The organism is Vibrio sp. YQ_11, from assembly GCF_043103065.1.
Taxonomy (GTDB): Bacteria; Pseudomonadota; Gammaproteobacteria; order Enterobacterales; family Vibrionaceae; genus Vibrio; species Vibrio parahaemolyticus.
The window spans coordinates 553,186-568,100 of the sequence record NZ_JBICJM010000006.1 but is presented as its reverse complement, the minus strand read 5'-3'; the positions used below and the strand labels follow the sequence as shown (position 1 = coordinate 568,100).

Annotated in this window: 15 protein-coding genes and 1 tRNA gene; 13 read left to right on the top strand and 3 right to left on the bottom strand. The window is 45.2% G+C overall.

Going from position 1 to position 14,915, the window contains the following annotated elements; all coding sequences use genetic code 11:
* The first annotated feature begins 61 nt into the window (after positions 1-61).
* A tRNA-Ser gene (locus ACF8EG_RS05020) sits at positions 62-152 on the top strand.
* A gap of 393 nt (positions 153-545) precedes the next feature.
* Here the strand turns inward: ACF8EG_RS05020 and ACF8EG_RS05015 are convergent.
* A complete protein-coding gene (locus ACF8EG_RS05015; protein WP_005467110.1) occupies positions 546-902 on the bottom strand; it encodes a YibL family ribosome-associated protein in 357 nt (118 codons plus the stop codon).
* Positions 903-985: 83 nt separating this feature from the next.
* Positions 986-1,981, bottom strand: coding sequence for a 2-hydroxyacid dehydrogenase (locus ACF8EG_RS05010; protein WP_020841687.1), 996 nt, complete (start codon positions 1,979-1,981; stop codon positions 986-988).
* Between the two features lie 229 nt (positions 1,982-2,210).
* Here ACF8EG_RS05010 and ACF8EG_RS05005 point away from each other — a divergent pair, with 229 nt between their 5' ends.
* A complete protein-coding gene (locus tag ACF8EG_RS05005; protein ID WP_069494347.1) occupies positions 2,211-2,693 on the top strand; it encodes a murein L,D-transpeptidase family protein in 483 nt (160 codons plus the stop codon).
* A gap of 30 nt (positions 2,694-2,723) precedes the next feature.
* On the opposite strand, the gene ACF8EG_RS05000 is transcribed toward ACF8EG_RS05005, so the two are convergent.
* Entirely contained in the window at positions 2,724-3,434 is a 711-nt protein-coding gene (locus ACF8EG_RS05000) for a glycerophosphodiester phosphodiesterase family protein (protein ID WP_069504994.1), read from the bottom strand.
* 257 nt (positions 3,435-3,691) lie between these two features.
* On the opposite strand from ACF8EG_RS05000, the gene ACF8EG_RS04995 reads away from it, so the two are divergent.
* The 11 genes from ACF8EG_RS04995 (at position 3,692) to ACF8EG_RS04945 (ending at position 14,914) form a co-directional block, all read left to right on the top strand.
* Entirely contained in the window at positions 3,692-4,645 is a 954-nt protein-coding gene (locus ACF8EG_RS04995) for an L-lactate dehydrogenase (protein ID WP_025442453.1), read from the top strand.
* Between the two features lie 158 nt (positions 4,646-4,803).
* On the top strand, positions 4,804-5,469 hold the full coding sequence (locus tag ACF8EG_RS04990; protein WP_005459337.1) for a response regulator transcription factor: 666 nt from the start codon (positions 4,804-4,806) through the stop codon (positions 5,467-5,469).
* Positions 5,469-6,842 carry a sensor histidine kinase gene (locus ACF8EG_RS04985; RefSeq protein WP_025622573.1) on the top strand — a complete coding sequence of 458 codons (1,374 nt, stop codon included), beginning with the start codon at positions 5,469-5,471 and terminating at the stop codon, positions 6,840-6,842. The genes ACF8EG_RS04990 and ACF8EG_RS04985 overlap by 1 nt, the downstream gene beginning before the upstream one ends.
* Before the next feature lie 208 nt (positions 6,843-7,050).
* Positions 7,051-9,144 (top strand): TonB-dependent siderophore enterobactin receptor PeuA, encoded by a 2,094-nt coding sequence (gene peuA / locus ACF8EG_RS04980; protein ID WP_069504992.1) that lies wholly within the window; start codon positions 7,051-7,053, stop codon positions 9,142-9,144.
* A 74-nt stretch (positions 9,145-9,218) separates the two neighbouring features.
* Positions 9,219-9,986 (top strand): DUF3450 domain-containing protein, encoded by a 768-nt coding sequence (locus tag ACF8EG_RS04975; RefSeq protein WP_023584345.1) that lies wholly within the window; start codon positions 9,219-9,221, stop codon positions 9,984-9,986.
* Positions 9,987-11,354: a MotA/TolQ/ExbB proton channel family protein gene (locus tag ACF8EG_RS04970; protein ID WP_069504990.1), complete on the top strand. Its 1,368-nt coding sequence runs from the start codon at positions 9,987-9,989 to the stop codon at positions 11,352-11,354. It abuts the gene before it with no gap.
* Positions 11,354-11,908 (top strand): MotA/TolQ/ExbB proton channel family protein, encoded by a 555-nt coding sequence (locus ACF8EG_RS04965; protein ID WP_005497833.1) that lies wholly within the window; start codon positions 11,354-11,356, stop codon positions 11,906-11,908. Before ACF8EG_RS04970 ends, ACF8EG_RS04965 begins: the two co-directional genes overlap by 1 nt.
* Entirely contained in the window at positions 11,905-12,309 is a 405-nt protein-coding gene (locus ACF8EG_RS04960; RefSeq protein WP_005459364.1) for a biopolymer transporter ExbD, read from the top strand. Before ACF8EG_RS04965 ends, ACF8EG_RS04960 begins: the two co-directional genes overlap by 4 nt.
* Positions 12,309-12,929 carry an energy transducer TonB gene (locus ACF8EG_RS04955; RefSeq protein WP_005484262.1) on the top strand — a complete coding sequence of 207 codons (621 nt, stop codon included), beginning with the start codon at positions 12,309-12,311 and terminating at the stop codon, positions 12,927-12,929. The genes ACF8EG_RS04960 and ACF8EG_RS04955 overlap by 1 nt, the downstream gene beginning before the upstream one ends.
* Positions 12,926-14,098 carry a tetratricopeptide repeat protein gene (locus tag ACF8EG_RS04950; RefSeq protein WP_025524839.1) on the top strand — a complete coding sequence of 391 codons (1,173 nt, stop codon included), beginning with the start codon at positions 12,926-12,928 and terminating at the stop codon, positions 14,096-14,098. The genes ACF8EG_RS04955 and ACF8EG_RS04950 overlap by 4 nt, the downstream gene beginning before the upstream one ends.
* Positions 14,099-14,284: 186 nt before the next feature.
* Complete coding sequence (locus tag ACF8EG_RS04945; RefSeq protein WP_005459339.1) at positions 14,285-14,914, top strand: PepSY-associated TM helix domain-containing protein; 630 nt, start codon at positions 14,285-14,287, stop codon at positions 14,912-14,914.
* Position 14,915 lies beyond the last annotated feature (1 nt).

Below are 14,915 nucleotides of genomic sequence, written 5' to 3'. Positions count from 1 at the left end.
TCGTTACCCGTACTACGTGTAACAACATCTTCAGTGTACTAATCTGATGATGAAAATTTGTGGAGAGATGGCTGAGTGGTTGAAAGCACCGGTCTTGAAAACCGGCATACGTTAATAGCGTATCTAGGGTTCAAATCCCTATCTCTCCGCCACTATTAAGAAGCCTCGCTAGAAATAGCGAGGCTTTTTTATTTCAGCGCAAACTGGAAATGATAGAGGTTTAGCAAATCCTCCCGGTTGAGATTCCCTCCAAACTAGGCGCCCTTGTTCTAATATTCAGCACACAATCACTCAATACAAGGTTTGTTCTTAAATGAATGATTTTTAGCATACAGATGTTCCATTAAAGCTTTCGAACCTACTAAAGTGACGCTTTCTAAAGCAGCAAGCCTTAAACGCTGTGAGATTGAGTGGCTGGCAACTTGAGTTTTAGTGTTGCACACCTTGCAGCTATTCAACTTCCCTTTTCTCTAGTTAATTCAGATACAAAAACGCCCAAGCGATGGGCTTGGGCGTTCTTACATTTAATGTGTTTGTCGAGTGTATTAGAACTCTTTCGGTGCGAAGCCAGTCATCACGTCTAGGCGTAGTTCTTTACCCATTTTGGTCATAGGGTGAACGATAACTAGGCCGCGTACGCGTTTCTTCAGTTTACCGATGTCTGCCTGTTCTGCTTTAGTGATTTCACGAGAGAATGGCATATCTAACAGGCTTTTACGTTCTTTATTTAGTTCGTATGTTTGTTTGTGCTTAAGTTGGTTAAGCTTCTTTGTTAGATCTTCAACTTCATCCGTGAATTTAGAAATCATTTCGTGATCACCACGAGAACGTGCTGCATCCAGTTTACGTTGGCAGGTATCTACGCGGTTATGCAGCTTTTGAATATCAGTTTTAATGCTCATGGTAAATAGACTCAATTTTTTAATGGTCGAGGAGTATAGCATAGCTGAAAATCTACGCTCTACTATCCTCCTCGATTCTATGTTTACTTGATTAGTTCATTCCCTGAAACTTGGCCGGAGAAGAAGGTTTCTACGTTGTTCAATGTCACAGATGCTATGTTATTCAGCGCTTCGTGAGTTAAGAAAGCTTGATGGCCAGTGAACAGAACGTTGTGGCATGCCGATAAGCGGCGGAAAACATCATCCACGATAACGTCGTTGGATTTATCTTGGAAGAACAAGTCCTTTTCGTTGTCGTACACATCTAAACCGAGAGCGCCAATCTTACCCTGTTTAAGTGCTTCGATAGCGGCGACAGAGTCGAGTAACTCACCTCGGCTTGTATTGATGATCATCACGCCATCTTTCATTTGAGCAAAAGCGTTTTCGTTCAATAGATGGTAGTTTTCTTCGCTCATTGGACAGTGAAGAGAGATAACATCTGCATTGGCGTAAATCTCTTCAAGAGAGCAGTATCGTGCACCCATTTCTAAAGCCAGAGGGTTTTCGTAAGGGTCGTAGCAAAGCAGTTCCATCCCTAAGCCTTTAAAGATTCGCATCGTGGCGATACCAATCTTGCCTGTGCCGATAACGCCAACGGTTTTGCCGAAAAAGTTGAAGCCAACTAACCCTTCTAAAGAGAAGTTGGCATCACGGGTGCGTTGATACGCTTTGTGGAGACGACGATTCAAACACATCATCAAACCGACGGTATGCTCGGCGACCGCTTCGGGAGAGTATGCAGGCACTCGCACAACTTGAAGGCCAAGCTCTTTAGCCGCTTGTTGATCTACTTTATCGAAGCCAGCACAACGCATCGCAATGAGTTTTGTTCCGCCCAAGGAAAGTTGTTTTAGAACGGGAGCAGAAAGATCATCATTGACGAAAGCGCATACCACGTCACAACCGTGCGCCATTTTTGCGGTTTTTTCGGTGAGTCGAAAGTCGTGATAGTGAAATTCGAAGTCGCGATTGTTCTTAATTTTGTTAAAAGAGGCTTCGTCGTAGGATTTTGCACTAAAAAAAGCAATGTTAATCATAGTTCCCTCCCAAAAAGTATGGGTTTTATAAATAAATATACTTATAAAGTAATGCAACTTAGGCCTAATGAATAGTGAAATCTTTGCTTAAATATCAGTAATATCAAGATGCGATTAGCACCGTCTTTTTTACGTCTCAACGTTATAATCAGATTGCTTTGTGAGCATCATCTGACTAGCATAGCTTCTCTTTTATTTCCTTCTGACTCTTGGTTTGGGCGTTCTGGCAATGTCGATAAAATGGTGTGCTTTAATTCTGTGTGGATTGGTTACGTTCAGTACGCACGCGGCTGTCGATCTGGTTAAAGTTGATAAATCGAAACGCAGAATGTACTTGATGGAAGATGGCATCATACTAAAAGAATATCGTATTGCATTGGGTGCCAATCCTAAAGGCCATAAGCAAGAAGAAGGCGACAACCGAACGCCAGAAGGCAGTTACACGCTCGATTACGTGATTGAGGATTCTGCGTTTTATCGCTCGGTGCACATTAGCTATCCCGATGCTATTGACACGTTAGAGGCGAACCGGAGAGGTGTCTCCCCGGGTGGGAACATTAAAATTCATGGTTTAAAGAATGGTGAGACGCAAGATCCTAGCTTTATTCAGAGTTTTGATTGGACCAACGGGTGTATTGCGCTCACCAATGAAGAAATGGATGAATTCATCCAGCTTGTCACCATGGGAACACCGATCACGATCGAGTGGTAGGACTCGTTATCCCACGGGAGCTTTGAAAGGTTATTGCATAAAACGTTTTGGATGGTCACTAAAAATGCCATCTAATTGCGGAAGGTGCTTGAGCTTATTCGGGTTGTTGACCGTGTAACACATGACCTTATAGCCCGCTTCTTGCAGCTTAATGATCTGACGCGAACGAACCCAGTTAATATTTAGGTTACAGCTGTAGGCTGCCACTTCATCTAATAATAGCCCGTCTTTTTTTGTAAAAAACTCACTTAAAACACCCAAACGATAACCTTCGCAATGCTGGTAAAGTGCTCTGATGACATCATGACTAAAGCTTGAGAGTAAAAGGTTCTCTCTAGGCATTGAACTTTCGGTAAGCACTTTTGCGAGCGTTTGTGAGACTTCGTCCACTGGATGGCGGTCTACTTTAACTTCAATATTCAGATTTAGACCTCGCTCAGTAGCCAAGCTTAATAGCTCCTCAAGAGTCATGATAGTTTCGCCAGCAAAATCTTCGCTGAACCACCCACCGAAATCTAGTTGTCTTAGTTCTTCCAACGTATGCGCATCAACTCGTCCTATGCCATTGCTGCATCGATTTAACGTATGATCGTGGCAAACCACAAGTACGTTATCTTTTGTTGGCTGAATATCCACTTCTACCCATTTTAGGCCGAGATCAATTGCAGCTTGAACGCTGACTTTTGTATTTTCTGGGAACGAGCCGGCAACGCCGCGGTGACCAATTAACAGAGTTTCCATTTTGTTTGCCTTCTTGAATGAGATGTCCAGATTGTACTCGCTTTTGGCCGTTGATATAGAGGTGAAAGGCTTCTTCAGGGCGGTAACGTCACGATTCAACGGTGTAATTTTCATCAAACAAGCATGGTGCGGAAATGAAAGACTAGATTGGTAAGAGATTCTGAGCTACAAAATGACGTTGGACTTTTATGCTCTCGCCGCTCATTTTTAAAGAGCGACGTATCTTTCAAGAGCCGCATTTTTTCAGGGAGAGTAAGATGAAAATTGGTGTGATTGGCGCTGGCGCCGTTGGAGTTGGTGTTTGCAATTATTTGCTCACGCTAGGCAGCGTCAGTGAACTTGTTCTGTTAGACCAAAACTTAGAAAGAGCTGAAGGGGAAGTCTTCGATTTTCGTCACACTGCGGCGTTAACCTTTTCCAAAAATACCCGCATTATTCCCTCAGATGATTACCTCGATTTGTTAGGTGCCGATATTGTTGTGATAACGGCAGGTGCGCAAATTCAACAAGGACAAACACGTTTAGATATCGCGGAAATCAACGCGAAGATTGGCGTCGAGATCGCTAGCAAAATAGAGCGTGTTGCGCCAAAGGCGGTTTTGATTGTCGTGTCCAACCCTTGTGACATTGTTGCTCATTTTATTACTACCAATACGGGCTTTGAGCCAAACAAAGTGATAAGCAGCGGGTGTGTTATCGATACAGCCCGCTTGATGAGCATTGTTGCTAACCGTGTGGATCTCGACCCTAAAAACATATTTGGTTATGTGCTGGGAGAGCACGGAAGCCACTGTTTCACACCAAAGAGTCTGATCTCTATTGCTGGCCAGCCTGCGGATTATTATTGCGATACGCACAATATCGAGAGAATCGATGCTGATGAGTTGCTCGAAGCGGTTAAGCAAGCGGGTTACGAGATATTTCGTCGCAAACATAATACGGTGCATGGTATTGCAGCCAGCGTATTTCGAATCATTCAAGCCATCAAAATCAATGAGCGCTCTGTGTTGCCAGTTGGCACGATGATGTCGGGTCAATATGGTGTGAGTGGCGTCGTGCTAAGTCTACCGACGGTGGTCGGGAAAAAAGGTGCAGAGTCGGTTCTTACTCATCCGTTTACAGAAGAGGAGCTTGAAACATTACACTCTATCAGTATGAACTTGAGATCCATTGTTGAGAATGTCGCGCAATCGACAGGTTTGAAGTGCTGATTGTAAACAAAGAAATTCTCCGTTTTTCCTTATCTAGCCTACTGTTTAGTAGGCTTTTTTGTGTCTTCCAAACAGAGAAAAGCCCCATAAACTATGGTTGTTTAATTCGCAAATGAGTAATAGAATGCGAACCATTTTTATTTGAGTGGTAATTTGGCATGTCTCGAGTTTTGATTGTTGATGATGACGTTCCTTTGTGTGAGCTTTTAGAAGTAGTTTTGCAAGATGAAGGATATACCGTCTCTTCTGTGCATTGTGGTGAAAGCGCGCTGCAGTACATGGAGAAAACGCCAGTCGATTTAGTGTTGCTCGATGTGATGTTGCCAAACTTAAATGGGATGCAAGTTGCTCGTCGTATTTGCCAACGATTTGCTACGCCAATTCTGATGCTTACAGCATTGAACGATGAAAACTCGATGCTGGATGGCTATCAAGCGGGGGCCGATCAATACATTGGTAAGCCATTCAATGTTGCTGAGTTGCTAATGCGCATCAAAGCGATCCTGCGTCGAGTGGGCTTGGAGCGTCAACGCCAAACCATTTGTAATACCGCCCAGAGTATCAGTGATCAGCTAACCAGCTTACCGTTGACTAGCACTGAAGCGGAGCTTTTGAGCCATTTGGTTAAGAATCAAGGCGTGGTTATCTCCAAAGCTGAGCTACAGACAGAAGTGTTGAAAAAAGAACTCAGCCCGTTTGATCGCAACCTAGATATGCACATCAGTAACATTCGCCGAAAATTGGTTGAAGCGGGCTTATCTAAACAGCACATCAAAACGTTTCGAGGCAAAGGCTACAGTTATTTAGAATCTGTGGGCGCGTGATGAAGCTGGTGTGTCCATCCTACATAGCAAAACGCAAAGACAGCCTTGCGTTTAAGCTTTTCAGTTACATGACCGCGATAGTCATCAGCATTTTGCTGGTGCAAGCGTTAGCGGAACAAGCCTTGGTGAAAGCTATGTTGAAAGTTCCAAATAGCGTCAAAATGGAAATGTTGGATCTTGCTCACCAAGCCAACGTGCTGATTGAACATGGCGACATGGATGAGTTGGCTGATTGGGCGAACGCGCAGCAGTTCTATTTGTTTGTACTGAACGAGCAGCTTCAACCAGTGACGCATCGTCTCATGCATCCACATTTTGAATTTAAGCTCCAATTCAAACGCAGCATTGATGATCAATTGGAAGACAAAGTGAATCGACCAATCATCAGCATTCCATTGGTTCAGCAGCACAACTTAGTCATTCAACTGCCGCATCGCTTACATCCTGCGAATGACTTCATACTGTACTTTTCCATTATCAAAGTGGTAATTGCCGCCGTGATTTTGGCTTTGTTCTCGCTTTTAATGGCACGCAACTTACAGCAACCGTTGGACAGACTCAGAGAGGCGAGCAAGAAGCTTTCTAACGGCGATTTTAATGTCAGTGTTGTGCAGGAGCTAAAGTCCAACACGCGAGAATTTAATGAACTCGCGCAAGATTTTGACCACATGACGAAAGAGATTCACTCGCTAGCGGAGAAGCAACGTCTTTTGATTCGCGATGTGTCCCATGAACTAAGAACGCCTCTTGCTAGACAGAACTTGGTTTTGCACCTTTTACGTAAACGAGTTGGTGAAAGCGAACAAGAATTAGTGACGCGGCTGGAAGACGAAGCCAAAGAGCTGAATCATCTAATCAGTGACATTTTGGAATTTAGTCGCCTTGAGAATGCTCGCTACGACAAAGAGACCAAGCGTAGCGATCTTGAAGTGCTACTAGCCCCACAAGTTGAGCGTTGCAAAATCGATTTGAGGGAATCACAGAGCATTGTATTTATTTCTCGTGTGACCGAGCCGAGAGCTTACTGTGAAGATACTCTCGTGGTGCGTTGTCTGAATAATCTTGTTGGCAATGCCATCAAATACGCGGGTGAAGATGCTCGGATCGAAGTGGCTCTGACTAATCAAGAACTCAATGGGCAGGCTTATCTAGTTATGTCTGTCTCTGACGATGGGCCAGGCATCCCAGAGAACAAGTTGTCCGATATCTTTAACCCGTTTACCCGCTTGGATGCCTCGCGAGACAAAAAGCTTGGTGGATACGGGCTTGGACTGGCGATTGTTAAGGAATCGATGCGAATGATGGGTGGTTCCGTCAATGCAGAGAATCGTTCTCAAGGTGGTTTAACCGTGAGTTTGGTATTCAGACAATAACGGGTAACAATGAAGTGAACTCGATTTGTGATCTGGATCTCGTATGAGCGGTTCTTCATTAGAGAGTTCTTTACAAAACTTTGCAAATGCAAAGAATGTAAATTTAATGCAAATGGTAATACTTATCACTTATATTCACTCGCAAAATAAATAAGAGGGAATCACATTCACTGAATGTGCGACCCGAAAATAATCGGAGTGAAAGGATATGTTTACTAAGAGCCATTTGGCATTAGTGATCGGTGCGGTGCTAGCAGCACCTGCAGTGGCAAACGTTCAAACAGACGAGCACCTAGTTGTAGAAGGTCGCGAGTTCGGCTACAAAGCTGATACCAACAGTACAGCGATGCGTATGGAAATGACGCAGCTAGAAACTCCGGGACAGGTTGCGGTCATCGACGAAACCGTCATCGATGAGCAACGCGCAAGTACACTAGGTGAAGTGTTACGTAATGACGCGAGTGTAAGCGCAGGTGGAACTAGCCGTAACCGTGAACGTTTCTCGCTACGTGGTTTTGAACTAAGTAGTTCTGATGGCTTCTTACGTGATGGTCGTCAGCACTGGTCACATTACCGTCAGCCAATTGAGCTTTTAGAGCGCGTTGAAGTGCTAAAAGGTCCATCTGGTCTACTTTATGGTAAGTCTGAGCCGGGTGGCTTAGTAAACATGGTTTCTAAGAAACCAACAACACAAACACAGGTCAGCTTGAGCCAAGATATCGGTTCAAACGAACATTCGCGTACCGTACTTGATGTAAGTGGTTCTTTAAATGACGCAGAAACGCTACGTGCTCGCGCTATTTTTGCGAAAGAAAACTACAGCTCTTGGCGTACGTATGCCGATGGCACAAAGCCGCAAACTGCCCGTGTTGTGGGTGGCCTGGTTGTTGAGTATGACATTACTGAAAACATCATGGTGTCAGCGCATTATGACCGTACAAAAGACGAAGGTAGCGTAGATTCAGGTGCTTACATCGTGGACGGAAAGCCAGTTCGTGGTGATAAGTACATCTGGGACGCTCAGTGGTCAAAAATTGATAACGACGTAGAAAACTACGGTATCGATATTAATGCTCAAGTGACTGATAACGTGAATGTGAAAGCGGGTTACAACCGTCAAGACTTTAAGCGTTTTGATGTAGAGTCTTACCCTAAGTTTGACAATTATGACAAAGACGGTGTGATTCGACATAAAGGGAACGAGCGCACAGATAACTGGGTATTCGATACCGCGTACTTAGACGTGACAACCAATTTCTCTTTGTTGGGTACAGAAAATACGTTTTTGGTGGGGGCGAACTACCTCGACTACAAATACGACCGCTTTATGGCTTTCCATGCAGGAGAGGATGTAGCGGCAGGCACGACAGTTACTCGTCCTGGAACCGTACGCTCGAAAAAATACCCAAGAGGCGAGCATGACACTTGGGGGATTTACGCGCAAAACATGATGACGATTAACGATTACTGGCAAGTCCTTGCGGGTGCTCGTTATGACGAAAAGCGTGAAGATTCGCTAACAGAGAACCAAGTTTCTCCAAAGTTAGGTGTGATTTTCCACCCGACATCGAATGGTTCGATTTACGTGCAATACTCTGAGAGTTTTATGCCGCAAGGTGAAGTCAGCAACGGTAGTCGTATTTACATCAATGATGGTGAGAAACTCGACGCTGAGCGTGGTATCTCTTATGAAATCGGTACGAAGTGGGAACTGTTTGATCAGCGTTTATTTGTATCAGGTGCGGTATTTGATATCACGTTAGAAAATATCTCGCTAGATGTTGAAAGTGGTAAAGATGCTAGTAATCAGCTCCTACACAAGAAAACGCAAGGTGGTGAGCAAGTTCACAAAGGTGCTGAGTTAATGGCTCAAGGTTTTGTGACTCCAGAGTTGTCGCTAACCGCTTCTGCAATGTACTTGGATGCCGAGTTGAAGAAGGCTGAAAGATTTGAAGGCAACCGCCCTGCAGATGTGCCAGAGTTTTCGGCAAGTCTATGGTCTAGCTACAAGGTTCAGGACAATACGAACCTAAACCTCGGTTTGATTTATGAAGGTGATCGCTACGGTGATGCAGCGAATACCTTCAAGAAAGATGGCTACGCTCGCATTGATATGGGCGTGTCATACAAGCATAAGTACGATGAAAACTTGGATATCATTGCTCGATTCAATGTCGAAAACTTATTCGATACCGACTACCTCGCAGGTGGTGGTAGTACGAATGGCAATCAAGAAGGTGCGAGTGGAGTAGTGGTTGGAGAAGGCCGCAACTACATGGCAACCATCCAGTTCAAGTACTGATAACAATTTGATTAGTAAAGGGGAAGTTTGGTCTTCCCCTTTAGTCGTTTTTAGGAAATAGCATTTAAACTCGTATGAATCTAATGAAATCAAGTATCGCTCTGTTGATCTCATCCGTTTTGATTCCTGCCCACGCAGCGAATTTAAACGATGCACAAGCAGTGCAGAGTAAAACTAACCAAGCATCAGCGGTTAGCCAAAAACGTATTGATGCAAGCGCAGAAAAGGCTCTGACGCTGGAAGCGGAAATCGAACAGCTTCAGGAAGAAGTCAGCAACTTGAAGATTTATCGTGATCATCTTTCAAGTTTGGTCGAAAGCCAACATCAAGAAGTGAACAGTTTGAACGAGCAAATTGAGCAGATTGCTCAAACTCGTCAGGGTGTCGTGCCATTGATGTATCACATGCTTGAAGGACTCAAGCGTATAGTGGCCAGCGACAAACCTATTCGTAAAGCTCAGCGTGAAGAACGCATTGCGAAGCTTGATGATCTGATGACGCGAGCCGATGTTGCCGACGCAGAGAAATTCCGTCGAATCCTAGAAGCCTACCAAATTGAAATGGACTACGGCACCAAGCTTGGTATCTACCAAGGCAAAATTAACCTAGATGCTAACGAAAAAGTGGAAGCTGATGTCCTTTACTTGGGCCGTGTATCTTTGGTTGCGCGTAGCCTGTCTGGTGACAAATTCTGGAGTTGGTCGCAACAGCAACAAGCCTGGCAGCCTGTTGGTTCGGAACAAAAGACCGAGCTAGATAAGGCGTTTGCTATGGCAAACAAACAAATTGCACCGAGTATGTTAACTCTGCCAGTGTCACTAACGGTTGCGGAGGGCAAGTAAATGATCAAGAAATGGCTATCGGTTGCTCTTATCTCAACCGCGGCGATGATGCCTCACACAACGTTCGCGAGCGATACGTTGTTGCAAAAAGCGCAGCAAGAAAATCGTCAGCAACAAACACACAATACGTCACGTGAATCGGGTTTCAAGAAAAACGAACAAGAGCTGCAAGCAATTAAAAACAAGCTTGTTGCTGAGCGTGCAGCCCTTCAAGCCGAAGCTGATACATTAAGCGTAACGTTTAGTGAAAATGAAGCGGAACTGGCTCAGCTAGAAGAAAAATTGCGTTTAGAAACGGGCAGCCTAGGTGAACTATTTGGTGTTGTTCGTCAAAACGCGAAAGAGCTTGAGTCAGAACTGAAACACGCAGTGACAGGCGTAGATGCCAACTCATATCAAAAAGACATTGAAGCTATTGTCGCGGCGAAGTCTCTACCGACGTTGAAGCAGTTGCAAGCGATGTGGCGCAGTATGGAAGAGCAAGTTACCGCAAGTGGCGAACTGGCGAAGGTCTCTTTCACTTTGCTCGATGGAGAAGGTAAAGAACAGACAGTCAATGGTGTTCGTCTTGGTGCAATGGCACTACTTGATGACTATGGCTATGTGAAATGGAACGGCCAGCGTGGTGACGCAGTGAACTATTTGCGTCAGCCAGAAAATGGTCCGACAGCGAGCGCATTCACCAACGGCGAATTGGATTCGTTAGTTATTGATCCATCGCGTGGCATTCTTTTAGAACAGCTAGCGAACTCGCCAACGCTGAAAGATCGTCTAAATGCGGGTGGCGTAGTTGGCCAGATCATCCTTGTTCTATTAGCGATTGGTTTGATTATCGCGTTGGTTCGCGGTGTGTCTCTTTTCATTGCTCGCCAAAAAATCGCGAAGCAGCTAAAGAATCCAACCAAAGCAGAAGATAACCCTCTAGGTCGCGTTCTTTCTGTTTATCAAAACGACAAACATCGAAGTGTCGAAGCATTAGAATTGCGTCTACTTGAGGCGGTGGTTGATGAGCAAACGCACCTTGAAAAAGGACTATCGATGCTCAAACTGCTTGCAGCGCTGGCACCAATGTTGGGTCTGCTAGGTACGGTAACGGGCATGATCGAAACATTCCAAGTGATCACTCAGTTTGGTAATGGCGATCCAAAAGTCATGGCGGGCGGTATTTCGATGGCGTTGGTGACAACGGTTCTCGGCTTGGTAGCCGCAATGCCACTGCTTCTGGCGCATAATGTGCTGAGTTCTCAAGCCGAGAGCATTCGCAACATTCTAGAAAAGCAGGGTATTGGCTTAGTTGCTGAACAAGCAGAGCGCGATATGTCTAACAACAAAGGCAACCGTAACACGATAGCGGAGAACGCAGCATAATGGAGCAGATCCTACTCAACACTTTGGGTTTGATCAGTGAGGATTGGGCCAATACCTTGATGAGCTTTATGCAGCAAGGTGGCCAAATCCTATGGTGGTTGGCAGCCGTTGTAGCGGTGTGTTGGTTACTGGTTATGGAGCGAGTGGTTTACTTAACGACGGTATTTCCGAAGGTAAACAAACAGCTTCGTGAACAGTGGTTGGCACGGTCAGAGCACCACTCTTGGTATGCACATCAAATCCGCGATGGATGGATTGCAAAGGCACAAATCGAATTGCGCCAAAACCTTTCGACGATCAAGCTATTGGTGGCCATTTGTCCCATGCTTGGTCTGTTGGGTACTGTCACTGGCATGATTACCGTTTTTGACGTGATGGCCTCACAAGGCAGCAGCGATCCAAAATTGATGGCTTCGGGCATCTCTTTAGCAACGCTGCCTACTATGGCAGGTATGGTGGCAGCATTGGCGGGCATGTTTGTACATGCTCGTTTAAGCAAAGTATGTGAACGTAAAGCGATCCAATTAGAACAATCTTTAAGGAGTCAGAAGTGAGACTCGGACGCAGACCAAATCAACAAGACGAAGCTCAAGTCGATTTAACATCGATGCTTGATATTGTATTTATCATGTTGATTTTCTTTATTGTTACCAGCTCTTTCGTGCGAGAGTCTGGCGTGGAAGTGAACCGCCCTCAAGCATCGAACGTGGTCAGTCAAAAAGACGCAGGTATTTTCATCGCCATTACGGCAGCAAACGATGTATACATCGACAAACGCTTGGTCGATCTGGAACGCGTAGAAGCATCTATTGAGCACCTATTGCTAGACCAGCCAGATGCATCGTTAGTGATTCAGGCTGATGAACACGCTTACAACGGCACCGTTGTGAAAGTGATGGATGCAGCTAAAGGTGCTGGCGTGAAGAACATTGCACTGGCAGCGGAGAAACCTTAATGGGTAGGCTGTTAATTGCGTTACCAGCGTCATTATTGATCGCCGTGAGTTTGTTTAGCTTTATGGCGTGGATGGTCGATAATGGCAATCAACGCGCACCAAAACCGTCTGAGGCAGTGCGTTTTGATATGGTCATGGTTGAAAACGATGCCGATGTGCAGCGTCGTCAACGTTCAGTACCAGAGCAGCCAGAGCCACCTCAAGCACCAGAGCCGATGGAGCTGTCTCAAGCCAACACGCAAGTTGAGCCGATGAGTCAAGTAACACCGATCAGCGCGCTTGGGTTAAACACGGCATTAGATGGTATTGCGATTAATGCGCCAAACCTAAAGGGAACCATGGGCAATCAACAAGCGTTACCGCTGTATAAAGTTGAACCTCGTTACCCAAGTAAAGCATTAAAACGCAAGGTTGAAGGCTATGTGATCATGCGCTTTACGATTGACACGACAGGTCGTCCAAAAGACATTGAAGTGATCGATGCAGAGCCAAAGCGTATGTTTGAAAAAGAAGCCATTAGCGCGTTGAAGAAGTGGAAATACCAACCCAAAGTTGAAAATGGTGTGTCGATTGAGCAGTTCGGACAAACCGCAAAAGTGGAGTTCAAATTAGGCAAATGATGAAGAAATTCTTAATCACAACGCTGCTTAGTTTGACCGCAGCCAGTGCGATAGCTCAAGAGCTTAGCCAGTACACCGCATCTAGAGTGCAGCGTGCGCACAGCTTAGCTCAAGAAGAGAAGCTTAAAGAAGCGATCTCAACTCTCGAATCGTTAGACCTATCGCGTGGCTACGATCAAGCGTTTGTTGCTCGTATGCTTGGTATTTTTTATTGGCAGAATGAGCAAGTTAAGCCTGCTATCAAGCAACTGGATTTCGCGGTAAGCAGCGGTTTATTGCAAGATGAGCAAGCGTGGCAAACACGTAAAATGCTAGCGGATATTTTGTTGAACGAACAACAGTTTGCTAAAGCCTTGCCGCACTATTACGAGTTGAGTAAAGCTGTACCTAAAAACCAGAAAGCTCATGAAGTTTGGCTGCGCATCGCACAATCGCATTACCAGTTGAGCCAATGGAATAAAGTGTTATCAGCGATGGGTCGCTACGAGAAGTTTGGTCAGCCAGATGAACTCGGTCCATTGTCGATTAAGCTTTCGTCTGAACTGGAACTCAAAAAGTGGCAGCCTGCTATTGTCACCATCAAACGTTTGATTGCAATTGAGCCTGAACGAGTTGAGTGGTGGCGTCAGCTCGTCGCTTTGCACTTACGTGTCGATGACAGCAAACGCGCACTAGATTCAATGGCTTTAGCCAAGCTACAAGGTGTCGCGCTCAGTCAAGATGATTTTAAACTGCTGGCACAGCTTTATGCGAAACGTGGAATCCCGGAGCGTGCTGCTTTAATTATGGAGCAGTTGGAAGACCTTAACGTCGATAGCCAGTTAAAAGCTCAGCAGGCGACCTATTGGCAGATGGCAAAAGAGTGGGATAAATCCATCGATAGTTGGCGAATTGCCGCGAAGTTGGATTCTAAATACTACTGGAACTACTCTCAGCTACTTGTTCAACAAGGCCATTACCAACAAGCATTGGCTGCTTTGGATAAGGTAAAAGGTCGCAATGCTGACGTCGCGCTCATCAAAACCAGAGCCTACTACAAGTTGAATCGATTGGATGACGCATTGGCGAATGCGAAACGTGCGAATGAAATCAAACCATCGAATCAAGCCAAGAGTTGGGTGAAATACTTAACCCAACGGCGTAAAGCGGAAGCGACACAAAGCTCTTAGCGCAGAACAAATGAAAAGACCCGAAGTCATTCTCGGGTCTTTTTTGTTTTTGAGCCTTAAATTACCTTGCTCTAGAAGGTGTTTATCGTTTCATCTCCACTAAACGTAAACAATGTAAATTAAATGCCAATAAGAATGATTATCACCTAAATTATGCTCCACATTTATTGGTGATGATTGTTTTTTATGTTGCTTAAAAGCAAAGGTGTTCAAACGTGGGCGCGCCGTCTACATATCTATATTTCGATGGCTCTTTTATTGGTGACGCTGTTTTTTGCGCTCACTGGCATCACGCTAAATCGTCCTGAGCTGTTTGAGCGAAAAGAACCCATCATTCAACAGCACACCATCATCATCCCGCCGCAGACCTTGTTTTTGAACGGCGAAAGCTTCCAGCCAAACCGCGTTGCACTGATTGACTTTTTGACCCAAGAAGTGGCCTTACGCGGCACTCCATCTGCTTTGGACGTTTACACCGAAGTGGAGCAAGGTGAATTGGTGCTTGGCGAGCTCTCTCTGGATTTCAAAGGGCCGGGTTATAACGCCACGGTTTTCGTTGATATGACCACTGGCGACGCTGATATCGAAACCACCAATTATGGCGCGGTGGCACTGCTGAATGATCTGCATAAAGGTCGTAACAGTGGTGATGTTTGGAAGTGGTTTATCGACATCACTGCGCTGCTGATGGTGTTTTTCGTCCTGACCGGTGTATGCCTGTTATTGCCGAAGAAAAAGACGTTCAGAACATCACTACAGTGGATGAGCTTTGGCTCGTTGCTGTCGCTCGTCATTTATTTTGTTGCTGTGCCTTAAC

Excerpts from the sequence above, each read along its gene's own strand:
- ACF8EG_RS05015 (WP_005467110.1), bottom strand. The coding sequence starts at position 902 with ATGAGCATTAAAACTGATATTCAAAAGCTGCATAACCGCGTAGATACC.
- ACF8EG_RS05010 (WP_020841687.1), bottom strand. The coding sequence starts at position 1,981 with ATGATTAACATTGCTTTTTTTAGTGCAAAATCCTACGACGAAGCCTCT.
- ACF8EG_RS05005 (WP_069494347.1), top strand. The coding sequence starts at position 2,211 with ATGTCGATAAAATGGTGTGCTTTAATTCTGTGTGGATTGGTTACGTTC.
- ACF8EG_RS05000 (WP_069504994.1), bottom strand. The coding sequence starts at position 3,434 with ATGGAAACTCTGTTAATTGGTCACCGCGGCGTTGCCGGCTCGTTCCCA.
- ACF8EG_RS04995 (WP_025442453.1), top strand. The coding sequence starts at position 3,692 with ATGAAAATTGGTGTGATTGGCGCTGGCGCCGTTGGAGTTGGTGTTTGC.
- ACF8EG_RS04990 (WP_005459337.1), top strand. The coding sequence starts at position 4,804 with ATGTCTCGAGTTTTGATTGTTGATGATGACGTTCCTTTGTGTGAGCTT.
- ACF8EG_RS04985 (WP_025622573.1), top strand. The coding sequence starts at position 5,469 with ATGAAGCTGGTGTGTCCATCCTACATAGCAAAACGCAAAGACAGCCTT.
- peuA (WP_069504992.1), top strand. The coding sequence starts at position 7,051 with ATGTTTACTAAGAGCCATTTGGCATTAGTGATCGGTGCGGTGCTAGCA.
- ACF8EG_RS04975 (WP_023584345.1), top strand. The coding sequence starts at position 9,219 with ATGAATCTAATGAAATCAAGTATCGCTCTGTTGATCTCATCCGTTTTG.
- ACF8EG_RS04970 (WP_069504990.1), top strand. The coding sequence starts at position 9,987 with ATGATCAAGAAATGGCTATCGGTTGCTCTTATCTCAACCGCGGCGATG.
- ACF8EG_RS04965 (WP_005497833.1), top strand. The coding sequence starts at position 11,354 with ATGGAGCAGATCCTACTCAACACTTTGGGTTTGATCAGTGAGGATTGG.
- ACF8EG_RS04955 (WP_005484262.1), top strand. The coding sequence starts at position 12,309 with ATGGGTAGGCTGTTAATTGCGTTACCAGCGTCATTATTGATCGCCGTG.
- ACF8EG_RS04950 (WP_025524839.1), top strand. The coding sequence starts at position 12,926 with ATGATGAAGAAATTCTTAATCACAACGCTGCTTAGTTTGACCGCAGCC.
- ACF8EG_RS04945 (WP_005459339.1), top strand. The coding sequence starts at position 14,285 with ATGTTGCTTAAAAGCAAAGGTGTTCAAACGTGGGCGCGCCGTCTACAT.